Source organism: Streptomyces sp. BE303 (genome assembly GCF_036290945.1).
In the GTDB taxonomy this organism is placed as follows: Bacteria; Actinomycetota; Actinomycetes; order Streptomycetales; family Streptomycetaceae; genus Kitasatospora.
This window is the reverse complement of sequence record NZ_JAQYWZ010000616.1, coordinates 1-22,473: the sequence shown is the minus strand read 5'-3', so window position 1 is coordinate 22,473 and position 22,473 is coordinate 1. Positions and strand designations below refer to the sequence as shown.

Here is a 22,473-nt window from a genome sequence, read left to right as displayed (position 1 = left end):
GAACGCATCGAGACCGCCCGGCCGAACGGCCGGCACCGTCCCGGATCCGGGCAGGAGGCCCCATGCTCAGCACCCGATCACTCTTCGACGAGATCTACCGGAACGACGAGGCCTATCAGCTGTTCTGCAGCATCGCAGCCGGCGGCGAGGACCAGGGCGGCTGGGAGAACGAACGGATCACCGTCCTCACCCTCGACCCGGTGCTCGCCCCGAAGATCGCCCGGCACGGCGCCGACGAGCGCAAGCACGGCCGGATCTTCACCCAGCTGCTGAACAAGCGCGGCCTGCCCAGGATCGACGTCCCCGCCGAGGCCGACTACTGCATGCTGCTGGAGCGCCAGGGCGTCGGCCTCGCCCACGAGCGGCTCACCGGCGACGTCCCGCTGACCGAGCGCGAGATCATCACCTACCTGGCGCACAGCCGGGTCACCGAGCAGCGCGCGGCCGAGCAGATGCGCCAGCTGGTGAAGGCCTACGGGGACAACCCCGACGTCGGCCGGGCGATGCGGATGATCTCGGCCGACGAGGACAACCACCTCGCCTACTGCCACGAGGAGCTGCTCCGGCTGGTCTCCGAGGGCCACGGCCCGTACGTCCGGCACGTCCTGGAGACCTGCGCCCGCGGCGAGATCCGCACCCACCGGGACGTCGGGCTCGCGGTGACGTCCCGGATGGCGCGGATCCTGCGCTGGCCGCTCTGGCAGCGGGCCGTGGTCACCGCGGGCGTCCACGCGCTCTACCTGTACGACCGGTCGTACGGCTGGCGGCGGATGGTGCGGCTGCGGATGCCCGCGCGCCGAAACGCGCTGGGCACGCCCGCTCCGCCGCACGCGGTGTCCGACGCCCAGGAGGCGCAGGAGGCGATCTGACCGGCGGCCCGCGGCGCCGACCCGGTCAGCGCCCGATGATGAGGCTCATCGCCTCGGCCCGGGTGGCCGGGTCGCGCAGCTGGCCGCGCACGCAGGACGTGATGGTCTTGGCCCCGGGCTTGCGGATGCCCCGCATCGACATGCACATGTGCTCGCACTCGACCACGACGATCGCGCCGCGCGGCTCCAGGATCCGCATCAGCGCGTCGGCGACCTGGCTGGTGAGACGCTCCTGGACCTGCGGCCGGCGGGCGTAGACGTCGACCAGCCGGGCCAGCTTGGACAGACCGGTGATCTTGCCGCTCGTGGACGGGATGTACCCGACGTGCGCGACCCCCCGGAACGGGACCAGGTGGTGCTCGCAGACGGACGTCAGCTCGATGTCCTTGACCAGCACCATCTCGTCGTGGCCGAGGTCGAAGGTGGTGGTGAGGACCTCCTCGGGCTCCTGCCAGAGACCCGCGAATATCTCCTTGTACGCCCGTGCCACCCGCGCGGGCGTCTCCAGCAGCCCCTCGCGGTCCGGGTCCTCCCCCACGGCCAGCAGCAGCTCGCGGATCGCGTTCTCGGCCCGCTTCTGGTCGAAGGTGCCGACGGCGGGCGGACCGTCGAGCGTCACCGGGTCGATCATGCGGGCCTCGCTTCTCGTGGGACTGACTTGGCTGAACAGCACGGATGCCGCGCCTCCAGGGTACAAACCCTGGTGACGCGGCATCCATTCCGGCGGGTGCCCGTGCTGCCGGTCAGCCCTCGGCGGGCGGTTCGGGCTGCAGCGGCGGGACCTTCGCCACGTCGGCCGGGGCGGCCTCGACGGCGGCGGCGCCGTAGGTGAGCGCCAGCTCCTTCGGGGACTGCACCGGCGGGCGGGTCGACGGGGTCCGACGGGCGGACCCGGTCCAGGCCGGACGAGCCGGGCGCTTCACGATGTGCGTGAAGATCTCGGCGATCTGCTCCTTGTTGAGGGTCTCCTTCTCCAGGAGCTCCAGGACCAGGTTGTCGAGCACGTCGCGGTTCTCGACCAGGATCTCCCAGGCCTCGTTGTGCGCGTTCTCGATGAGCTTCTTGACCTCTTCGTCGACCAGCCCGGCGACCTCTTCCGAGTAGTCGCGCTGGTGACCCATCTCACGGCCCAGGAACGGCTCCGAGTTGTCGCTGCCGAACTTGATGGCACCGAGGCGCTCGGTCATGCCGTACTGGGTGACCATGGCCCGCGCGGTGGCGGTGGCCTTCTCGATGTCGTTCGAGGCACCGGTGGTCGGGTCGTGGAAGACCAGCTCCTCCGCCGCACGCCCGCCCAGCATGTACGCCAGCTGGTCGAGCATCTCGTTGCGGGTGGTGGAGTACTTGTCCTCGTCCGGCAGCACCATGGTGTAGCCGAGGGCCCGGCCGCGGGACAGGATGGTGATCTTGTGCACCGGGTCCGCGTTCGGAGAGGCCGCCGCCACCAGGGCGTGGCCGCCCTCGTGGTACGCGGTGATCTTCTTCTCCTTCTCGGACATGATCCGCGTGCGCTTCTGCGGACCCGCCACGACGCGGTCGATCGCCTCGTCCAGGGTGTTGTTGTCGATCAGCTTCTTGTCCGAGCGGGCGGTCAGCAGCGCCGCCTCGTTCAGGACGTTCGACAGATCGGCACCGGTGAAGCCGGGGGTGCGCTTGGCGACGGCCGAGAGGTCGACGTCGGGCGCGATCGGCTTGCCCTTCTGGTGCACCTTGAGGATGTCCAGACGGCCCTGGAGGTCGGGACGCTCGACCGAGATCTGACGGTCGAAGCGGCCCGGGCGCAGCAGCGCCGGGTCCAGGATGTCCGGGCGGTTGGTGGCCGCGATGAGGATCACGCCGCCCTTGACGTCGAAGCCGTCCATCTCGACCAGCAGCTGGTTGAGGGTCTGCTCGCGCTCGTCGTGACCGCCGCCGAGACCCGCACCGCGGTGCCGGCCGACTGCGTCGATCTCGTCGACGAAGACGATCGCCGGGGCGTTCGCCTTGGCCTGCTCGAAGAGGTCGCGGACGCGGCTGGCGCCGACACCCACGAACATCTCGACGAAGTCCGAACCCGAGATCGAGTAGAACGGCACCCCGGCCTCGCCCGCGACGGCACGCGCCAGCAGGGTCTTGCCGGTTCCGGGCGGGCCGTAGAGCAGCACACCCTTGGGGATCTTGGCGCCGACGGCCTGGAACTTGGCCGGCTCCTGCAGGAACTCCTTGATCTCGTGGAGCTCCTCGACCGCCTCGTCCGCGCCCGCGACGTCGGAGAAGGTGGTCTTCGGGGTGTCCTTGGTCAGCAGCTTGGCCTTGGACTTGCCGAACTGCATGACGCGGGAGCCGCCGCCCTGCATCTGGTTCATCAGGAACAGGAAGACCAGAACGATGATCACAATGGGCAGCATCGACAGCAGCAGGCTGACGAGGGTGCTCTGCTTCTCCGGGCTGACGGTGTAGCCCTCGGAGAGCGTGCTCTGGTCGTTGTCGTTGATCTGGGCCTGCAGCTTGTCGGCGATCGCAACGCCCTGGTCCCCGATGTAGGAGGCCTGGAACTTGCTGCCGGACTGCGGCTTGCCGGTGCCCACTGCGGGCAGCTTGGCACCGTCCTTCAGCTGGATCTTGATTGTGCTCGAGTCACCCGTGGTGATCTGCGCCGACTTGACCTGCTTCGCGTCGATCGCTGCGACGACCTGCCCGGTGTCCACCGTCTTGTAGCCGTTCGAATCCGAAACGACCTGCATCAGCACGATGACGGCGAGGACGGCCAGCACGATCCACATGATCGGCGCACGGAAGTATCGCTTGACGTCCATCCATGCGGGGCGTTGCCGCCCCGTCCCTCCTGCCACTCAACGGCGCCGCGGGGCTGTGGGCCGCCGGCGCATCCGGTCTGTGCTCATGTGAAGAGCGGTTTTATTGGACCGTACCGCAGTACGACCCGCTCATGGCGGGAGCACAGCGACACGACAGTGTTTCTCTGTTCCCCCGACCCAACGGGCAGGAACGGCCAACCGTTCCCGCCCGTCGTCCGAACGGGGTCAATCAGCCGCCGTAGACGTGCGGGGCGAGCGTGCCGATGAACGGCAGGTTGCGCAGCTTCTCGGCGTAGTCGAGGCCGTAGCCGACCACGAACTCGTTGGGGATGTCGAACCCGACGTACTTGACGTCGATCTCGACCTTGGCGGCGTCCGGCTTGCGCAGCAGCGTGCAGACCTCCAGCGAGGCCGGGCCGCGCGAACCCAGGTTGCCGAGCAGCCAGGAGAGGGTCAGTCCGGAATCGATGATGTCCTCGACGATCAGCACGTCACGGCCGGCGATGTCGGTGTCGAGGTCCTTGAGGATACGCACCACGCCGGAGGACTTGGTGCCCATCCCGTAGGAGGAGACCGCCATCCAGTCCATCGTGACCTGCGAGTGCAGGGCCCGGGCGAGGTCGGCCATGACCATCACGGCACCCTTGAGGACGCCGACGATCAGCAGGTCCTTGCCTGCGTAGTCGCGGTCGATGCGCTCGGCCAGCTCCAGGAGCTTCGCGTCGATCTCGTCCTTGCTGATGAGCACCTTCGCGAGGTCAGCGCCCATGTCGTTCTGGTCCACCGGGGATACGTCCTCAAACGTGTCGGGGTCTGGATGGCCGGCGGCCGGCTTCCCCGGGGCACACCAGCCCGTCAGTCGCCCTGTCGCCGAAAGACCAGCGTGCCACACCGCCGGGTGGCTTCGACGCCCCCGGGTAGGTGCAGCGGTCCCTGGCCGCGCCATCCGGTGACCAGCAGGTCGATCGTTTCGAGGTGCCGGGCGAAGAGGTCCCCGGCCGGGCAGCCCGCGCGCAGCGCGGCCCGGCGCAGCACCCGGCGGCGCACGGCGGAGGGGAGTTCGGCCAGCTTCACGGCGTCCAGGGTGCCTTCGCCCGTCCGGAGGTCGCGTTCGGCCAGGGAGGCCCACTGGTCCAGCGCGTCGGCGTCGTCGCGGAACAGCCGGGCGGTGCGGGCGAGCGCCTCGACCACGCCGCCGCCCAGGTGCTTCTCCAGCACCGGCAGCACCTCGTGGCGGACCCGCGAGCGGGTGAAGGCCGGATCGCAGTTGTGCGGGTCGTCCCAGACCGGGATGGACTGCGCGGAGCAGGCCTGCCGGGTGGCGGCCCGGTCCAGTTCCAGCAGCGGGCGGCGGTAGCGGCCCTTCTGGGCCGGCATCCCGGCCAGCGAGCGGGAGCCGGAGCCGCGGGCCAGGCCCAGCAGGACCGTCTCGGCCTGGTCGTCGCGGGTGTGGCCGAGCAGGACGGCGACCGCGCGGTGGCGCTCGGCGGCCTCGTCCAGGGCGGCGTACCGGGCGTCGCGGGCGGCGGCCTCGGGGCCGCCCTCGCGGCCGACCTGGACCGGGATCGCCTCGACCGGGTCGAGCCCGAGCTCGCGGAGCCGGTCGGCGACCTGGGCGGCCCGGTCGGCGGATCCCGCCTGGAGGCCGTGGTCGACGGTGACGGCGCCGACCCGCAGACCGATCTTGGGGGCCTCGAAGGCGGCCGCGATGGCCAGGGCCATGGAGTCCGCGCCGCCGCTGACGGCGACCAGGACCAGCGGGGAGCCCGGCGCGGCGGGGGTGCGCGGCAGCCCGGACGGGTGGCGGTGGGCGTTGCCGATCAACGTGGTGCCGACGGCGGCGACGGCCAGCGGCACGCCCCCGGTGCGTTCACGCGGCTCGCGGACCGGGGCGGTGAAGGTGGAGCCGGCCTCGGCGGCGAGGTCGGCGAGGGTACGGCGTACGGCCAGGCGTATCGCTGCGACGGCGGGGTGAGGGCCCACGGCGGACGACTCCTCGGCAGAGGGGGACAGGACGGCTGTGGGCGCGGCGGGGACCGCGCATCCATGCGCACCGCGTTACCGGGCGCTCACAGATGGTGGCAGAAAGGAGGCACCCGCTACGCCACCCGCGCCACCGGTACGACCACCGTCCCACGTTCGGGTGAATGGAGAAACGTATCTTCACCCGCCATCTGCACGACTGGACCACTCGTACGAACGGGTTTGACCGCGCGCGACCACCCTTCGGACCGAACGCCCCGCCGAGACGGTCGTCCGCCCCCGCTCCCGGCCCGTCCCGGGCGACCGAAGGTCCGCGCCGGCCCGCCGAGGACGACGCCCTCCGGCCCGACGACGGGCACGGAGGGCGGACGGACGGCGGGACGGAAGGGGTTACCGCGCGACCCGGGCGACCCAGGCGGCCGGGTCGTGGATCTCCTCCTTGGTCGGCAGGGTGTTCGGCGAGGTCCAGACCCGGTTGAAGCCGTCCATCCCGACCTGGTCGACCACGCCCCGGACGAAGACCGCGCCGTCCTGGTACTGGCGGAGCTTGGCGTCCATGCCGAGCAGCCGGCGCAGCACCAGGTCGAGCCGGTTGGCGCCGCGGTCCCGCCGCTGCTGGAACTTCTCCCGGATCTCCGCCACGCTCGGCACCACGGCCGGGCCGACGCCGTCCATCACCACATCGGCGTGGCCCTCCAGCAGCGACATCACGGCTGTCAGCCGGGCGAGGATCTCGCGCTGCGCCGGCGACTGGACGATCTCCAGCAGTCCGGCGGACGGGGCGCTCTCGGCACGGCCGCCGAGTCCGGGCAGGCCGCCGCCGAGCGTGCCGGCCGCGTCGCGCAGCCGGTCCAGCAGCGCCCCCGGGTCGACGTCGGTCTCGGACAGGAACGACTGCACCTCGGACTGGATGTGGTCGCGCAGCCAGGGCACCGCGGTGAACTGGGTGCGGTGGGTCTCCTCGTGCAGGCAGACCCAGAGCCGGAAGTCGGCCGGGTCGACGTCCAGCTCGCGCTCGACGTGCACGATGTTCGGCGCCACCAGCAGCAGCCGGCCCGGGCCTGCGGTCTCGGGGCCGAGCCGCGGCTTGTCGAACAGGGCCGCCGGGCTGTCCGGCGTCTCCAGCGAGGACTCGGCCGGGGCGAAGGTCTCGTACTGGCCGAGCACCTTGGTGGACAGGAAGGCCAGCAGGGCGCCGACCTCGATCCCGGTGGCCTTCTCCCCCACCGTGCCGAAGACCCCGGGGCCGGAGCCGTTGGCCCGGCGCGCCTGGAGCTTCTCCACCAGCGGCTGGACGATCGTGCGGAACCCCGCCACGTTGGCCCGCACCCAGCCGGGGCGGTCCACGATCAGCACCGGGGTCGCGACCGCCTCGGCCAGGCTGCTGGACCGCATGCCGGTGAACTCCCGGACGTGTTCCTCGGCCTCCAGGGCGTGCCGGCGCAGTTCGGCGACCACCGCGGCCGCCTCGGCCCGGCTCACCTCCGGCCCCGGCCGTACCAGCCTGGTCGCGGTTGCGACCGCGAGATTCCAGTCGACCATGTCAGCACCGCCGCTCGCGCTCGTCATGCCCTCACCGTACGTGCTCTCGTCCGCCGGGGGGAGCCACAGTGGCCGGTCAGTGGCAGCCGCAGGCCGCCAGCCGGGCGACGATGCGGTCCATCGCGGCGCGGGCCGCGTCGACGGGGGCCCCGGTCCGGGTCATCACGGCGAAGGAGAGCAGCCGGCCCTCGGCGTCCACCACGGTGCCCGCCAGGGTGTTGACGCCGCTGAGGCTGCCGGTCTTGGCGCGGACCAGCCCGGCCGCGTCGGCGGCGCCGGATCCGGCGCCGAACCGCTTGCCGAGGGTGCCGGTGAAGCCCGCGATCGGCAGACCGGTCATCACCGGTCGCAGCGCCGGGTGCTGGTCGGCGCCCGCCAGCGCGAGCAGCCTGACCAGGACGACCGGCGGGATCGCGTTGCCGGTGTGGAGGCCGCTGCCGTCGTTGATCACCACCCCGGTCATCGGCACGCCGAGCCGGGCGAGTTCCTGGGTGACCGCGGTGGCGGCACCCTCGAAACCGGCCGGCTGGCGGGCGGCGAGCGCGGCCTGACGGGCGATCGCCTCGGCGAGGGTGTTGTCGGAGGTGGTCAGCATCCGTTCGACCAGCCGGGCCATGGTCGGCGAGTCCACCCGGCCGAGCACGGCGGCGTCGGCCGCGGCCGGGGCGGACGCCTGCTTGGCCTTGCCCTGGACGGTGATGCCCTGGGCCTTCAGCAGGCCGGCGAACGCCTCGGCGGCCTGGCCGGCCGGGTCGGCGAACCGGGCCGGCGCGTCCTCGCGGCTCTTCGGGTCGACCTTGCCCTCGTCCACCATCAGGGAGGTGACCAGCGCGATGTTCTCCCCGTCGTGGTTCTTGTGCTGCGGGTTGCCCGAGTAGAGCGAGAGGTCGTAGTCCAGCGAGACGGTGGTGGTGCCGGCGGCCTTCAGGGCGGTGGCGGTCTGCCGGGCCAGCGCGTCCAGCGACGCCGGGGCGGTGTCGGGGTCGGCGGGCAGGCCGGCGATCTGCACCTGGTCGGCGGGCAGCGCGGTCAGCGTGGGGTCGCCACCACCCACGAGGGTGATCCCGCCGGGGGCCGCGCCCTTGACGACCCGGGTGGTCAGCCGGGTCTCCGCCGGGATCAGCGAGAGGGCCGCGACCGAGGTGGCCAGCTTGGTGGTGGAGGCGGGCGTGGCCGGGGTGTTCTCCCCGCTGCCGTACAGGAGCCGGCCGTCGGCGGCGTCCGCGACGGCGAGGCTGACGGTGCCGAGGTTCCGGTCGCCGAGCACGGGGGCGAGGGCCTGTTGGAGTCCCTGCGCGGTGGGCAGTCCGGCGCCCGGGCCGGCCTCGGCGGCGGCCAGCACCGTGCCGGCGGCGGGTGCGGGGCGGGCGGCGGAGCCGGGGGACGCCGAGGCGGACGCCGCCCCGGGCGTGCCGGTCGCGGGCGTACCCGGCCCGGGCGTGCCGGTGCCGGGCGGTGCGGTGGACCCGCCGGGCGTGGGCGTCGCCCCGGGTGTCGCGGAAGGCTGCGCGTACGCACCACCCGACGTCAGCACCGTCCCCGCGACCAGCAGTGCCGTCCCGAACAGCCCCGCGGCCGTCCCCCGACGGCGGCCCCCCGCCCCAGCCCCTGCGCGCACGACCCGGCCCCTTTCCTGAGCATCCACTCCCGTAGGAGACACTTGGATTCTGTCAGTCCCTACCTTGGAGGAACCGTTGGAGTTCGACGTCCTGATCGAGATCCCGAAGGGCTCCCGCAACAAGTACGAGGTCGACCATGAGACCGGTCGCCTTCGCCTGGACCGGATGCTCTTCACCTCGACCCGTTACCCGGCCGACTACGGCTACGTCGAGGGCACCCTCGCGGACGACGGCGACCCGCTGGACGCGCTGGTCATCCTGGAGGAGCCGACCTTCCCCGGCTGCCTGATCAAGTGCCGCGTCATCGGCATGTTCAAGATGACGGACGAGGCCGGCGGCGACGACAAGCTGCTGTGCGTCCCGGCGACGGACCCGCGCTGGGAGCACCTCCAGGACATCCACCACGTCTCGGAGTTCGACCGCCTGGAGATCCAGCACTTCTTCGAGGTCTACAAGGACCTGGAGCCGGGCAAGTCGGTCGAGGGTGCCAACTGGGTCGGCCGCGCCGAGGCCGAGGCCGAGGTCACCGCGTCGATCAAGCGTCTGGCGGAGCAGGGCGGCCACTGAGTCGTCGTACCGAGCTCGTCCGCCCGGCGGTCCGTCCGCCGGAGCGGCTCGGGGCAGGTCGCGGCAGTCGAAGGCCGGGGTTCGCGGGGTTGTCCCGCGGGTCCCGGCCTTCGCCGTTCTCCGGGACTCCCCGGGGGGTACGAATCTTCCCGACACCCTGTCGGCATGACGAAAGATTAGGCTAGGCTAACCAAAGCAATCGGGGGTGTACTCGATACCTGGAGGCCCGCATGCCCATACCCGAGCAGCCCGTCCCGTTCTCCACCGTGCTGCGCACCGCGAGCAGCGCGGAACACGAGGCCGCGGAACAGTCCTCGTTCATGAGCCGGCTCCTCGGCGGGCACCTCGGGGTCGACGCCTACGCCGACCTCACCGGCCAGCTCTGGTACGTCTACCGCGCCCTGGAGGGCCGGGCCGCCGAGCTGGCGGAGCACCCGGTGGCCGGGCCGTTCATCGACCTGGCCCTGATGCGGACCGCCGCCATCGAGCGCGACCTGGCGCACCTGCTCGGGCCCGGATGGCGCGACGCGCTGTCGCCGCTGCCCGCCACCGCCGCGTACGCGGCCCGCGTGGAGGAGCTGGCCGAGCAGTGGCCGGCCGGGTACGTCGCGCACCACTACACCCGCTACCTGGGCGACCTGTCGGGCGGCCAGATCATCCGCGGCATCGCGGAGAAGACCTGGGGCTTCGACCGCAAGGGTGACGGCGTGCGGTTCTACGTCTTCGAGGAGGTCGGCAACCCGGCCGCCTTCAAGCGCGACTACCGGGCCAAGCTGGACGCCGCGGGGCTGGCGCTGGACGAGATCGAGCGCCGCCGGGTGGTCGAGGAGTGCAAGCAGGCCTTCCGGCTCAACGGCGCGATCTTCCGGGACCTCGACACGCGGTACCCGCTGAGCGCCTGAACGACCCCGTACGGCGACGGCCCCGGCGAGCAGCTGCTCGCCGGGGCCGTTCCCGTGGGGCCGCCGGCTCGGGACCGTCGAGCCGGCGGCCGGTCCTCAGGCCCGGGCCGCGCCGCGACGGCGGGCCAGGACGGTGGCGCCGCCACCGGCCAGCAGCAGACCGCCGGCGGTGGCCAGCAGCGGGGCCACCGGGGTGGACGAGCCGGTGGAGGCCAGCACGCCCGAGCCGCCCAGCGAGGCGCCGCCGGAGGTGGTGAGCGAGGCACCGCCCACCGAGCCCGCACCGGTGCCCGTCCCCGTGCCGGTACCGCTGCCGGTGCCGCCCGCGGCGGTCCCGCCCGTCGTGCCGCCGCCGGCCGGGTTGGTGGGCAGCTGGGCGTTCTTGTCGAAGGCCAGCGAGACGGTGACCGGGTCGAGCACCTCGCCCGCCGGGTAGTTGGCGAAGGCCGGCACGCCCTCGGCGGTCAGCGCGGCCGGAACGCCGGTGAGCGTCACCACGCCGTTGACCGGGGCGAGGGAGGCCTTGGACAGGTCGAGCTTGGCGATCCGGGCACCGGACAGCGCGGACGTCTTGCCGTCCAGGGACTTGGCGTTGACGTCGGCGGTCAGGAACGCGCCGTCCTTGCCGATGCTCAGGCCGAGCTTGGAGAAGGTGGTGTCCAGCTGGTAGCCGCCGGCCGCGGGGTGGCCGAGGAAGCGGACGGAACCGGCGAAGCCCGCCGACAGGGTGTGGTTCCGGGTGTCGTAGCTGCCGGTCGCGCCGCCGAAGCGGTAGTCGGCCGCGCCGCCGCCGAACTCGACCTTGCCGTTGGCCACCGGGCTCTGCAGGTACTTGCGGAAGCTCTCCTTGACCTTCCAGTCCAGGCTGCCGTCGACGACGGCGAGCTGGCCGGCGGCCGGCGGGGTGGTCGACGTGGTCGTGGCCGACGGGGTGCCGGTGGCGGTGGCCGACGGGGACCCGCTCGGGGAGCCGGTGGCCGACGGGCTGCCGGACGCGGAGGGCGAGCCGGTCGCGCTCGGCGACTGGGTGGCCGACGGAGAACCGCTCGGGGAGCCCGTGGCGGTCGGCGACTGGGTCGCGGACGGGGACTGCGTCGCGGAGGGGGAGCCCGTGGCGGTGGGCGACTGGGTCGCGGAGGGCGTCGCGGTGGCGGTCGGCGTGGCGGTCGGGGACGGGGTGGCCGGGCTCTGCTTGAGCAGCAGCGCCAGCGGGTCCATGTCCGAACCGGCCTGGTAGAAGCCCGCGAACGCCTTGGCGCCCTGCTCGGTGAGCTTGGCCGCCGCCGGCACGCCGTTGGTGGTGTCCCGGGCGACCGTGAAGGTCACCAGCGGCACGTCGTCCCGACGGGTGACCTCGGTGGCGCCCATCGACTCCTTGGACGCGGTGTCGGCGGTCAGCGTGCCGGCCGTCCCGGCCGTGGTGATCCTCAGGTCGCTGAGGGCGACGTCGAGCGCGCCGTGGTGGGCGGTGAAGCGGACCCCGCCGGTGAACGAGGAGCTGAGCGCGTGGGTGGACATGTCGTAGGCGGCACTCACCAGACCGAAGTGGAAGGTCCCGTCGGCGTTGGTGGTGGCGCCGCCGGTCAGCTCCACGGCGCCCTGGCCGACCGGGCCGGTCACGTAGTTCCGGAAGCTGGCCTTCACGCCCCAGTCCAGCGAACCGGTGTCGTACGTGACGGTGGTCGGCGCACCGGCGCCGAAGGCCAGCGCGGGGACGCCTGCGGCGGCCAGGCCGAGACCGGCGGTGACGGCGGCCAGGGCCGCCAGCCGGGTGCGGTTGCGGCGGCCGGCCGAAGGCAGGGCGGTGCTGCGGGACATGGGGGTACTCCGATCGGTGAGCGGGGGAAGGTGGAGCGGCGGTCAGGCCGCGTCGGCCGGGGCGGTGGCCGGGGGGTCCGTCGGCGCGGCCCGGCGCCGGCGGAGGGTGTACACGCCGCCGGCCGCGGCGAGCGCCGCCACCAGCACGACGCCGGCCACCACGGCCGCCGTCGGCACTCCGCCGGATCCGCCCGCATCGGCGGCGTCGGCCACCGGGGCGGCGGAGGGCGAGGCGGTCGCCGACGGGGCCGGCGTCGCCGCCGGGGCGCTGCCGATGTCGGGCAGCGGCGGGAGGGCGGCGGCCGGGTCGAGCGCGACGGCGAAGCTCAGCGGGTCCATCACGGTGCCCGCCGGGTAGAGGTTGCCGAAGGCCTTGGCGCCCGCCTCGGTGAGCTTCAGCGGGAGTTCGGCGGCCTTGAGCAGGCCGCCCTCGGGCTTCAGCCCGGCCGGGTCGAAGGCGCCCAGCTCGACGCCGGTGAGCTGCTGGGTGGCGCCGTCCGGCGTCCGGCCGGAGACGTCGGCGAGCAGCCTCCCCTGACCGTCGGCGATCGCCACGCCGAGGTTGGCCAGGGTGAGGTCCAGCCCGTGGGTGTCACCGGTCTTCAGGCCGGTGAAGCGGACGCCACCGGTGAAGGCGGCGGTCAGGGCGCCGGTCGCCGGGTCGTAGGCGCCCTTGGCCGGGGTCCAGCGGAAGAAGGCGCCGCCGTCCGCCGCGCCGCCGGTGAGCTCCCAGCGGCCCTGGGCGATCGAGCCGGTGACGTAGTCGCGGAAGGTCCGTCGGACGCCCCAGTCGAGCGCGCCGTTGCCGAACTCCGCCCGGGCGGCGGCATCCTGGGTCGCCGCCGGGGCGGCCGGCGTCGTCGGTGCGGCGGTCGGCGCCGGCGTGGTGGGCGTTGCTGCGGTCGGTGCGGCGGTCGGTGCGGACGTCCCGGCCGGGGTCGACGCGGCGGCCGTCGGGGCCGTCGAGGGTGCCGTCGAAGCCGGCTGGGCCGCCGGGAGGTTGACCGAGAGGTTGACCGGGTCGAGCGCCGTCCCGGCGGTGTAGAAGCTGCCGAAGGCCCTGGCCCCGGCGTCGGTCAGCGTCGCCGGGACGCCACTGAGGGTCAGGGTGCCGGCCGCGCCGCGCAGGTCGACGCCGGCCAGCGAGAGGTCGGCCAGCTTGGCCTGGCTCGCACTGCTGACCTGGCCGGTCTCCTTGGACCTGCTGCTGATGTCCGCGTACAGCCCGGCCGCGCCGCCCGGAGCGGCCCGGAAGGTGAGCCGTCCGACACTCAGGTCGAGCACGTTGACACCGTTCTCCTGGTGCCCGGTGAACCGGACCCCGCCGGAGAACGCCGCGGTCAGCGCGCCGCTCGCCGGGTCGTACGTGCCGGTGGCGGAGTGGAACCGGAAGCCGCTGCCGGAAACGGTCGCCGCACCTCCGGTCAGCGCCCAACTCCCCTTGGCTATCGGCCCGGTGACGTACGTCAGGAAGGACTGCCTGATCCCCCAGTCGAGCCGCCCGCCGGAGACCTTCCCCTCGGCCGCCACCGCCTGGCCGGGCAGCAGCACGGCCGTCATCAGGGCAGCCAGGGCGGCCACCAGGACGGCGGCCAGACGACGTAGCCGGCTGGGCAGAGGCACGCGGATCACTCCTCGGCGCGACGGGGGAAAGAGAGTCGGTACACCACCGACCCCCTTGCGGAATTGAGGTAAGGCTAACCTAATATATGAGTCAAGAGCCCCGCCGGTCGCCCCCCACACATGGCACCCGGCAGGGACAACTCCCACCGAAGGGGACCATGTTGAGCAGCAGTACCACCCGAAGCCGGGCAGCCCTCGGGCCTGCCCTCCTGCTGCTCGCCCTCGGCCTGCTGCTCACCCTGACCGCCTGCGGCCCGTCCACCGGTTCCACCGGCGCCGCCACCGGAACGGGCGTCACGAAGGCCCCGGACACGGTCGAACCGCTGCCCGGCGAGCCCGCCCCGCAGCTCCCGGCCACCGTCGCCTCCGCCGACGGACGCCAGGTCACCGTCACCAGCGCCGACCGGATCGTCCCGCTCAACGGCAGCCTGGCCGAGATCGTCTTCAGCCTGGGCCTCGGCCCCAAGGTGATCGCCCGGGACGTCTCCACCACCTTCCAGCAGGCCGCCGCCCTCCCGGTGATCACCCAGGCCCACGACGTCTCGGCCGAGGGCGTGCTCTCGATGCACCCGACCCTCGTCCTCGCCGACCGCTCCACCGGCCCGGCCGAGGCGATCGAACAGATCCGCGCCGCCGGCGTCCCGCTGATCGTGCTGGACGACGCCAAGAAGCTCGGCGACGTCGGCCCGCGCATCGACACCGTCGCCGCCGCGCTCGGGGTCCCCGACGCCGGGCGGCAGCTGAAGGAGCGCACCGAGCAGCGGATCACCCAGGCCAGGGCCGCCCTGCCGGCCGTCGACCACCACCCCAAGGTCGCCTTCCTCTACCTCCGCGGCAGCGCCTCGGTCTTCCTGCTCGGCGGCCCGGCCTCCGGCGCGGGCTCGCTGATCGAGGCGGTCGGCGGCGAGGACGCCGGAACCGCCGCCGGGCTCTCCGGCGACTTCACCCCGCTCACCAGCGAGGCCCTGGTCAAGGCGGCACCCGACGCGATCCTGGTGATGAGCAAGGGCCTCGACTCCGTCGGCGGCGTCGACGGCCTGCTCAAGCTGCCCGGCGTCGCCCAGACCCCCGCCGGGCTGGACCGCCGGGTCGTCTCCGTCGAGGACGGCCAGCTGCTCAGCTACGGCCCGCGCACCCCGCAGGTGATCCGCGAGATCGCCGAACAGCTCTACCCGGCGGCCGCCAAGTGACCACCGCCGTACAGAAGAAGACCGTCCCCCTGGCCCGGCCCCGGAGCCGGACCACCCTGGTCGTCGTCGGTCTGGCCGTCGCGCTGGTGCTCTGCGCCCTGCTCGCGGCCGGGATCGGCGCCTACCGCATCCCGCTCGGCGACATCCTCGCCTCGTTCGCCCACCGGCTCGGCCTCGGCGGACACCCGCTCGACCGCGTCCCCGAGTCGGTGCTCTGGAACGTCCGGCTCCCCCGCGTGGTGCTGGCCCTGCTGGTCGGCGGCTCGCTCGGCTGCGCGGGCGCACTGATGCAGGGCGTCTTCGGCAACCCGCTCGCCGAACCCGCCGTGATCGGCGTCTCCTCCGGCGGCGCGGTCGGCGCGGTCGCCTGCATCGTGCTCGGCCTGGACGCGTTCGGCAACTGGACCATCACCGCCTTCGCCTTCGCCACCGGCCTGCTGACGGTCTTCGCGGTGTACGCGATGTCCCGCTCCGGCGGCCGCACCGAGGTGGTCACGCTGATCCTCACCGGCGTCGCGGTCAACGCCTTCTGCGGCGCGCTGATCGGCCTCTTCCTCTTCACCGCCGACACCGCCGCGATCAACCAGGTCACCTTCTGGCAGCTAGGCTCGCTCGCCCAGGCCACCTGGGGCAAGGTGCTGGCCGTCCTGCCGTTCGCGCTCGTCGGACTGGCCCTCGCCCCCCGCTACGCGCGGCCGCTGGACCTGCTCGCGCTCGGCGAGCGGCCGGCCCGCCACCTCGGCGTCGACGTCGAGCGGATGCGCCTGGTGCTGATCACCCTGGTCGCCCTGCTCACCGCCGCCGCCGTCGCGGTCAGCGGCATCATCAGCTTCGTCGGCCTGGTCGTCCCGCACCTGCTGCGGATGGTCGCCGGACCGGGCCACCGGTTCCTGCTGCCCGCCTCCGCCCTCGGCGGCGCCCTCGTCCTGGTCGCCGCCGACCTCGCCGCCCGCACCCTGGCCGAGCCCGCCGAACTCCCGCTCGGCGTGCTCACCGCACTGATCGGCAGCCCGTTCTTCTTCTGGCTGCTGCGCCGCACCCGGACCAAGCAGGGAGGCTGGGCGTGAGACTACGAACCCGTCCCGAGGTGCCCGCACGCCCCGCCCCGGGCGCCGAACTGCTCACCGCCGAGGCCGTCCGGCTGACCGTCGGCGGGCGCGAGCTGCTGGCCGGCGCGGACGTCCGGGTGACGGCCGGCGAAGTGGTCGCCCTGCTCGGGCCGAACGGCGCCGGGAAGTCCACCCTGCTCTCCGTGCTGGCCGGCGACCTCCCGCCGACCGCCGGCGAGGTCCGCCTGCTCGGCCGGCCGCTGGCCGGCTACCGGCCCCCCGAACTCGCCCGGCACCGCGCGCTGCTGCCGCAGTCGGCCGCCCTCTCCTTCCCGTTCCCGGCGGACGAGGTGGTCCGGATGGGCCGCGCGCCCTGGTCCGGTACGGCCGGCGCCGCCGAGGACGACGCGGTGGTCGCCGAGGCGATGGCCGCGACCGAGTCCACCGCCTTCGCCGGACGGCCGTTCACCGCGCTCTCCGGCGGCGAGCGGGCCCGGGTGGCCCTGGCCCGGGTCCTCGCCCAGCGGACCGCGCTGCTGCTCCTCGACGAGCCCACCGCCGCGCTCGACCTGCGCCACCAGGAACTGGTGCTGCGGGTCGCCAGGGCCAGGGCCGCCGCCGGGGACGCCGTGGTCGTCGTCCTGCACGACCTCACGCTGGCGGCGGCCTACGCGGACCGGGTGGTGCTGCTGACCGGCGGTGCGACGGTCGCCGACGGACCGGTGGCCGAGGTGTTGCGCGCACCGCTGCTCAGCGAGGTCTACGGCCACCCGGTCGAGGTGCTGCCGCATCCGCGCACCGGCGTCCCGCTGGTCCTGCCCGAGCGCGACTGACGCGGGCCGGGCCGGGCCGGGCCGGTTCGGCCGAGGTCTGGCCGGTCCGGGTCGGTCCAGCTCGGTTCGGTCCAGCACGGGTCGGTCCGGGTGGGTTCGGTCCGGGTGGGTTCGGTCCGGGCGGTCGCCTCAGCCCTCGTCGTCCAGCCGGAAGCCGATCTTCAGGCCGACCTGGTAGTGCTTGACCCGGCCCTCCTCAAGGTGGCCCCGGACCTGCGTCACCTCGAACCAGTCGAGGTTGCGCAGCGTCCGGGAGGCCCGCTCGACCCCGTTGCGGATCGCGGCGTCGATGCTCTCGGTCGACGACCCGACGATCTCGGTCACCCGGTAGACGTGCTCGCTCATGACGGACTCCCTCAGCTGTGCGACGGCCCCCGGTCCACCGTGCACCGGAGGCCGTCCGTCCGCACTCCGGCGACCGCCGGCCGGGGCCGCCCGCGGCGCGGCCCCGGAGCCCGCCCGGCGGAGACCGCGGCCGCCGCCGAAGGGACCGGCCGCCGGGGCCCACGACGCCGAGGCTCAGAAGGCCGCCCGGACCCCGCCCACCGGCACGCCGCCACCGAACAGCGGGGAGGCGGCTATCCGCTCGACCGTCCCGTCCTCGGCGGAGACGCCCAGCCGGTGCAGCGCGGCCGCCAGCACCGGTCCGCGGGCCCGCTCGGCACCGTCGTCGATCTTGAAGGCGAGCGCCCGGCCGTCCGGCAGCGCCACCACCTGGACCGCCTCGGCGCCCATCTTGGAGAGCGCGCCCGGCACCGCCCGCATCAGCCAGGTGTCGGCCCGGCGGGTGCCGGCGACGTACTCGGGGTGCGCCCGCATCGCGTCGGCCACCCGGCGCTGCGGCGTGCCGGCCCCGGCCAGCACCAGCGCCCGGTAGCCGCGGGCCAGTCCGGTGAGGCTGACCGCCAGCAGCGGCGCACCGCAGCCGTCCACCCCGGCGTGCCCGGCGGTCTCGCCGGTGGCCTCCTCCAGCGCCTCGCGGGCCAGCAGCTGGACCGGGTGGGCCGGGTCGAGGTAGCTGTCGACGGGCCAGCCGTTGGCGACACAGGCGGCCAGCCAGCCGGCGTGCTTGCCGGAGCAGTCCATCAGGATCGGCGCGCGCTCTCCGCCGGAGCGCAGGTACTGCTCGGCCTCGGTCTCGTCGAGCGGGAGGTCGGCCGGCGTCCGCAGGGCGGACTCGTCGAGCCCGGCCTCGGTCAGGATCCGTCGGACCCCGTCGAGGTGAAACGATTCTGCCGAGTGGCTGGAAGCCGCCAGCGCCAACAGTTCACCCTCGATCGCCAGTCCGGCCCGCAGGGTGGCCACCGCCTGGAACGGCTTGGCGCAGGAGCGCGGGAACACCGGCGCGTCCGGCGCACCCAGCGCGAACTCGACCGAGCCGTCGGCGGCCAGCAGGACCAGCGAGCCGTGGTGCCGGCCCTCGGTGAACCCCGAGCGGACGACCTCGGCGAGCACGGACAGGGCGGTGGGGTTGGACATGGCGGGAGCCTTCCGGAAATGAGGGTGGGCCGGGGGCGAGCCGGGAACGGCCCCGCCCCTGGCGCCTCACCCGGTCAGAGCGGGCCGCCTGCGAGCAGGTCGTCGACCCGTGCTTCCCCATCACGGTACCTGCGGGTGATCTCCGCGTTGCAGCCGTCCGCCGTCCGCAGCAGCAGCTGCCGCCGCCCGGAGACCTCACGCTCGTGCGCGCGCAGCCGGTCCAGTGCCGCCAGCAGCTCCTCGGCCGGGTGCGCGGCCAGGTCGGCCAGCTGCACGTCGCCCATCAGTGCGTCCGCCTCCAGCTGGGACTGCTGGCCGCGCGGCGGGCCCAGGGTGACGTGCCGGGCGGACCGACGGACGGTGGAGGGCGCGTCGGTGAGGATGGCCGGCAACCGTTCCAGCAGGGCGCCGGCCGGCTCTCCCCCGTCCGCAGGGCGGGGTGCCGCGCCGCCGGGCCTGCGGTCCAGCTCCGCCAGCAGGATGTCCATCCGCCCGTGCAGCAGCCGCCGCAGGTAGGAGAGGTCGGCCTCCTGCTCCAGGGTCTCCCTGCGCAGGATCCGCAGCTCCTCCAGGCCCAGCTGTCCCAGGCCCGGCGTTCCCGTCTCCGGTGCCGGACCGGGTTCCGGGTCTTCGGGCACCCGCCCGTACCGGTCCTGCGCCGTACTGCTCGCGTCCATCAGCCAACCACCTGCCGTCGTCCCGATCCCGCCCGCTCGCGGCACCCCGTCGCCTGCCGCCGGCCCGGCCCGTTCCCGTCGCGTGCGCCCGTGGCGCGTACCCCTCCGGGCCACGCCCTGACCACCCGCGAAGGTTCCCGCCCCCGACCGGCACCACCCGTCAGGGCGACACCGCCAGAACACCTGACCCACCGGCTCGGCCTCCTGGCCGAACCGGGCCCGGCGCGGCGGACCTTGGCGCCCCGGACCCCTTGTACGGTCCCCCAGCGTGCCACCCCGCCCGCCGCCGCCGCACCGCCCGTGCACCCGAACGGCCCCCTGGCGAAGAGGGGTGGCTGATATGACGGAAGCTTTTCGCAGGGAGAGCGGCGCCAACCGGCGCGCAGGCGCACGCTACCCAGCGCGCGCCAAGTCTTCGAGCGCCCCCAGGGGCCCGCGGGCGCCCCCACCGGCTCCGGCACAATGGCCGCATGCGAGCAGTGGTGCAGCGAGTGACCGAGGCCAGGGTGACGGTGGCCGGAGAGACCGTCGGCGCGATCGAGGAGCCCGGGCTCTGCGTCCTGATCGGCGTCACCCACGACGACACCCCGGCCAAGGCGGCCCAGCTCGCCCGCAAGCTCTGGACCCTGCGGCTGCTGGCCCCCGACGCGGCAGGCGTGGAGCAGTCCTGCTCCGACATCGGCGCCCCGCTGCTCGTCATCAGCCAGTTCACGCTCTACGGGGACGCCCGCAAGGGCCGCCGCCCGACCTGGAACGCCGCCGCCCCCGGCCCGGTCGCCGAGCCGCTGGTGGACGAGGTGGTCGCCCAGCTGCGGGCGCTCGGCGCCAAGGTCGAGACCGGCCGGTTCGGCGCGGACATGCGGGTCGCGCTGGTCAACGACGGCCCGTTCACGGTGCTGGTCGAGGTCTGAGCGACCCCGACCGCCGTGTGCACGGCGTGTGTGCCGTGCACGGCCGGCGTGCACGGCGTGGGTGCTGCGGCTACTGCGGCTACTGCGGGACGATCACGTCCTGCGTCCCCGGCACCCGGCCGGCAAGCAGCACCGCGTCCAGCGGCACGTTCCGCTTCACGATCGCCAGCGCGACCGGGCCCAGCTCGTGGTGACGCGCCGAGGAGGTGACGAAGCCGAGCGCCCGCCCGTCCGGGTCCGAGGCGAGCCGCACCTCCGTCCCGTGCGGGGGGAGCACCTCCTCGGTGCCGTCCAGGTGCAGGAAGACCAGCCGGCGCGGCGGGCGGCCCAGGTTGTGCACCCGGGCGACCGTCTCCTGCCCGCGGTAGCAGCCCTTCTGCAGGTGGACGGCGGTGGTCAGCCAGTCCACCTCGTGCGGGATCGTGCGGTGGTCGGTCTCGAAGCCCAGCCGCGGCCGGTGCCCCTCGATCCGCAGCGCCTCGTACGCCCAGATCCCGGCCGCCGGGCCGTACTCCCGGGTCAGCTCCGCCAGCTCGGCCCGCGGCAGGAAGAGGTCCCGCCCCCAGGTCAGCTCACGGACCGCCGCCGCGCCCTCGGCGGAGGCGGTGGAGCCGGCCGGCAGGTGGACCACCGCGTAGTCGGCGGTCGCGTCGGCCACCTCGACCCGGTAGAAGAACTTCATGCTCTCCAGGTAGCCGACCAGCGCCTCCTGGGTCCCCGGCTCGACGTGCGCCCAGGTGGTGGTGCCGTCGTCGACCAGGTAGAGCGCGTGCTCGACGTGCCCGTTCGGGGAGAGCACCAGCGCCTCGGTGGCCTGCTGCGGCGGCAGCGCGCTGACGTGCTGGGTGAGCAGCAGGTGCAGCCAGGTGAGCCGGTCGTCACCGGTGACGGTGAGCACGCCGCGGTGCGAGAGGTCCACGAACCCGGAGCCCTGCGCGAGCCTGCGCTGCTCACGGAAGAGGTCGCCGTAGTGGGCGGCCACCCCCTCGTCGGTTCCCTCGGCGGGGACGGCACCGGGCAGCGCAAGCAGCGGGCTCTTCATACCGGAAAGCTTACGGCTGCGCCCCGGCCCGCTTGGCGGTGCAGTCGGCGCAGCGGCCGAAGACGGCGAAGTGTTCGAGGTCGGTGTCGAAGCCGTGCTGCGCGCGCAGCCGGTCGACCAGCGGCTGGGCGATCTCGGTCCCGGTCTCGATGACCTGCTCACAGTCCCGGCAGACCAGGTGCAGGTGGTGGTGGCGGCCGGCCAGGTGGTACGTCGGGGCGCCGTGGCCGAGGTGGGCGTGCGAGACCAGCCCCAGTTCCTCCAGCAGCTCCAGGGTCCGGTAGACGGTGGAGATGTTGACGCCGCTGGCGGTCCGCCGGACGTGACCGAGGATCTCGTCGGGGGTGGCGTGGTCGAGTGCCTCGACCGCCTCCAGGACGAGCTGGCGCTGGGGAGTGAGCCGGTAGCCGCGTTCGCGCAGGCCGGCCTTCCAGTCGCCGGAGAGCTGCCAGTCGGTGGTGCCGGTGTCCGCCACGGGTCCTGTCCCTGCCGATGTCGGGGGTCCTGAGGCAAGTGTAGGGACCGGCCGCGGGGCCGGTCCCTACCTCACGCGTGATGTGCCCGGCGCGGAACGCCCCGGCTCAGCGGAAGAACGCGATGCCGTCGTCCGGCAGGTCGTTGATGTCCTTGATCAGCTGGGCCGGGCTGAGCACCCGCTTCAGCTGCGCGGACATGTACGGGCGCAGCGGCACGTTCGGGGCGGCCTTCTCGCCGACCCAGAGCAGTTCCTCGTTGACGAAGCCGTAGAGACGCTTGCCGCCCGAGTACTCGGGCGAGCCCTCGATCCGGGCCACCGCGTCCGTGGAGACGTCGATCTGCGGCTTGCCGTCGGCCAGCTCGCCGTACCAGATCTCCACCGTGCCGTCGTCGCGGACGGAGGAGATCTCGATCCCCCGCACACCGCTGGTGCCCTGGTGGTTGCTGGTGATGCGCCAGAACGCGTGCTCGTTCTCCAGCGGACGGATCTTCTCGCCCTCGGCGTCCAGCACCCAGGTCCGGGAGCGGAACTCCATGAAGGGCCGGCCGTCGTGGCGGATGACGATCTCCTGGCCGAAGTTGCACTTCTCCGAACCGGGGAAGTCGTAGACGCCCGCGCCCTCCCAGGTGCCGAGGAGGAAGGCGAGCGGGACGACGTCCCGGTGGAGGTCAGAGGGAATCTCGATCATGTTCCTGGTCACTGTCGTCGGTGCGGGACTGCTTCAACCGTACGGCAGCCGGTCAGCGCTGGCCCTGGTAGAGCTTCATCACCGCGAAGATGGCGAACCAGGTGATCAGCACGGCCATGAGGGCCAGCAGACCGTCGAAGAAGATTTCCAGACCGGACACGGGGGGCTCCCAGGGCGGCGACAGTGTGAAGGATTTTGCTGGCGCTCACTCTATCCGCCGGGTGCCGACGGTTCTCGGTGAGCCCCACCACGTCGGCGATCTAGGGTCAATGCCGTGTAGATAGAGCCGTGGGTGGCCGCGTCAAGTCGCCTGAAATGGGACGGAGCTCCTGCTAGAACCGTGTCGACCAAGATCACTGTTCGGTAGGAGCTCCGTTGGGTGCCAAGTCTGTCATCTCTCGTGAGGTT

Annotated in this window: 21 protein-coding genes; 7 read left to right on the top strand and 14 right to left on the bottom strand. The window is 73.4% G+C overall.

Annotated elements, in window-relative coordinates:
* Positions 1–62 precede the first annotated feature (62 nt).
* On the top strand, positions 63–869 hold the full coding sequence (locus tag PUR56_RS14250) for a ferritin-like domain-containing protein (RefSeq protein ID WP_329883965.1): 807 nt from the start codon (positions 63–65) through the stop codon (positions 867–869).
* Between the two features lie 25 nt (positions 870–894).
* Here PUR56_RS14250 and folE read toward each other — a convergent pair whose 3' ends face one another.
* From folE to dacB, 6 genes are all read right to left on the bottom strand, one after another.
* Positions 895–1,500, bottom strand: coding sequence for a GTP cyclohydrolase I FolE (gene folE, locus PUR56_RS14245; protein WP_329883966.1), 606 nt, complete (start codon positions 1,498–1,500; stop codon positions 895–897).
* A 112-nt stretch (positions 1,501–1,612) separates the two neighbouring features.
* Positions 1,613–3,664 (bottom strand): ATP-dependent zinc metalloprotease FtsH, encoded by a 2,052-nt coding sequence (ftsH, locus tag PUR56_RS14240; protein ID WP_329949176.1) that lies wholly within the window; start codon positions 3,662–3,664, stop codon positions 1,613–1,615.
* Between the two features lie 229 nt (positions 3,665–3,893).
* The gene (hpt, locus tag PUR56_RS14235; RefSeq protein ID WP_030059589.1) at positions 3,894–4,448 is read right to left on the bottom strand and encodes a hypoxanthine phosphoribosyltransferase; all 555 of its coding nucleotides are present in this window, start codon (positions 4,446–4,448) and stop codon (positions 3,894–3,896) included.
* 71 nt (positions 4,449–4,519) lie between these two features.
* Complete coding sequence (gene tilS, locus PUR56_RS14230; RefSeq protein WP_329883970.1) at positions 4,520–5,647, bottom strand: tRNA lysidine(34) synthetase TilS; 1,128 nt, start codon at positions 5,645–5,647, stop codon at positions 4,520–4,522.
* A gap of 390 nt (positions 5,648–6,037) precedes the next feature.
* Positions 6,038–7,216, bottom strand: a complete 1,179-nt coding sequence (locus PUR56_RS14225; protein WP_329883971.1) for a zinc-dependent metalloprotease — start codon at positions 7,214–7,216, stop codon at positions 6,038–6,040.
* Positions 7,217–7,265: 49 nt separating this feature from the next.
* Entirely contained in the window at positions 7,266–8,807 is a 1,542-nt protein-coding gene (gene dacB, locus PUR56_RS14220; RefSeq protein ID WP_329883972.1) for a D-alanyl-D-alanine carboxypeptidase/D-alanyl-D-alanine endopeptidase, read from the bottom strand.
* Positions 8,808–8,883: 76 nt separating this feature from the next.
* On the opposite strand from dacB, the gene PUR56_RS14215 reads away from it, so the two are divergent.
* Positions 8,884–9,375, top strand: a complete 492-nt coding sequence (locus tag PUR56_RS14215; RefSeq protein WP_148643392.1) for an inorganic diphosphatase — start codon at positions 8,884–8,886, stop codon at positions 9,373–9,375.
* Between the two features lie 230 nt (positions 9,376–9,605).
* A complete protein-coding gene (locus tag PUR56_RS14210; RefSeq protein ID WP_329949175.1) occupies positions 9,606–10,277 on the top strand; it encodes a biliverdin-producing heme oxygenase in 672 nt (223 codons plus the stop codon).
* A 96-nt stretch (positions 10,278–10,373) separates the two neighbouring features.
* On the opposite strand, the gene PUR56_RS14205 is transcribed toward PUR56_RS14210, so the two are convergent.
* Both PUR56_RS14205 and PUR56_RS14200 read right to left on the bottom strand, forming a co-directional pair.
* Positions 10,374–12,095 carry an HtaA domain-containing protein gene (locus PUR56_RS14205; protein ID WP_329949174.1) on the bottom strand — a complete coding sequence of 574 codons (1,722 nt, stop codon included), beginning with the start codon at positions 12,093–12,095 and terminating at the stop codon, positions 10,374–10,376.
* A gap of 42 nt (positions 12,096–12,137) precedes the next feature.
* Positions 12,138–13,718 carry an HtaA domain-containing protein gene (locus PUR56_RS14200; RefSeq protein WP_329949173.1) on the bottom strand — a complete coding sequence of 527 codons (1,581 nt, stop codon included), beginning with the start codon at positions 13,716–13,718 and terminating at the stop codon, positions 12,138–12,140.
* Positions 13,719–13,876: 158 nt separating this feature from the next.
* On the opposite strand from PUR56_RS14200, the gene PUR56_RS14195 reads away from it, so the two are divergent.
* Genes PUR56_RS14195 through PUR56_RS14185 form a run of 3 tightly spaced genes read left to right on the top strand, consistent with a single transcriptional unit; the run spans position 13,877 to position 16,790 of the window.
* On the top strand, positions 13,877–14,908 hold the full coding sequence (locus PUR56_RS14195; RefSeq protein WP_329949172.1) for a heme/hemin ABC transporter substrate-binding protein: 1,032 nt from the start codon (positions 13,877–13,879) through the stop codon (positions 14,906–14,908).
* Positions 14,905–15,975 (top strand): FecCD family ABC transporter permease, encoded by a 1,071-nt coding sequence (locus PUR56_RS14190; RefSeq protein WP_380521060.1) that lies wholly within the window; start codon positions 14,905–14,907, stop codon positions 15,973–15,975. The genes PUR56_RS14195 and PUR56_RS14190 overlap by 4 nt, the downstream gene beginning before the upstream one ends.
* A complete protein-coding gene (locus tag PUR56_RS14185; protein WP_443034495.1) occupies positions 15,966–16,790 on the top strand; it encodes a heme ABC transporter ATP-binding protein in 825 nt (274 codons plus the stop codon). The genes PUR56_RS14190 and PUR56_RS14185 overlap by 10 nt, the downstream gene beginning before the upstream one ends.
* Positions 16,791–16,919: 129 nt before the next feature.
* On the opposite strand, the gene PUR56_RS14180 is transcribed toward PUR56_RS14185, so the two are convergent.
* The 3 genes from PUR56_RS14180 to PUR56_RS14170 form a co-directional block, all read right to left on the bottom strand.
* Positions 16,920–17,135, bottom strand: coding sequence for a dodecin (locus PUR56_RS14180; protein ID WP_329883979.1), 216 nt, complete (start codon positions 17,133–17,135; stop codon positions 16,920–16,922).
* Positions 17,136–17,309: 174 nt separating this feature from the next.
* The gene (locus PUR56_RS14175; protein ID WP_329883980.1) at positions 17,310–18,269 is read right to left on the bottom strand and encodes an asparaginase; all 960 of its coding nucleotides are present in this window, start codon (positions 18,267–18,269) and stop codon (positions 17,310–17,312) included.
* Between the two features lie 74 nt (positions 18,270–18,343).
* Positions 18,344–18,946 (bottom strand): RsiG family protein, encoded by a 603-nt coding sequence (locus PUR56_RS14170; RefSeq protein ID WP_329949170.1) that lies wholly within the window; start codon positions 18,944–18,946, stop codon positions 18,344–18,346.
* A 470-nt stretch (positions 18,947–19,416) separates the two neighbouring features.
* On the opposite strand from PUR56_RS14170, the gene dtd reads away from it, so the two are divergent.
* Positions 19,417–19,857 carry a D-aminoacyl-tRNA deacylase gene (gene dtd, locus PUR56_RS14165; RefSeq protein WP_329883982.1) on the top strand — a complete coding sequence of 147 codons (441 nt, stop codon included), beginning with the start codon at positions 19,417–19,419 and terminating at the stop codon, positions 19,855–19,857.
* A gap of 79 nt (positions 19,858–19,936) precedes the next feature.
* Here dtd and ygfZ read toward each other — a convergent pair whose 3' ends face one another.
* The 3 genes from ygfZ to PUR56_RS14150 form a co-directional block, all read right to left on the bottom strand.
* Positions 19,937–20,899, bottom strand: a complete 963-nt coding sequence (gene ygfZ, locus PUR56_RS14160; protein WP_329949169.1) for a CAF17-like 4Fe-4S cluster assembly/insertion protein YgfZ — start codon at positions 20,897–20,899, stop codon at positions 19,937–19,939.
* A gap of 10 nt (positions 20,900–20,909) precedes the next feature.
* Positions 20,910–21,374 carry a Fur family transcriptional regulator gene (locus PUR56_RS14155; RefSeq protein ID WP_329883984.1) on the bottom strand — a complete coding sequence of 155 codons (465 nt, stop codon included), beginning with the start codon at positions 21,372–21,374 and terminating at the stop codon, positions 20,910–20,912.
* A 106-nt stretch (positions 21,375–21,480) separates the two neighbouring features.
* Complete coding sequence (locus PUR56_RS14150; RefSeq protein WP_329949168.1) at positions 21,481–22,065, bottom strand: FABP family protein; 585 nt, start codon at positions 22,063–22,065, stop codon at positions 21,481–21,483.
* Positions 22,066–22,473 lie beyond the last annotated feature (408 nt).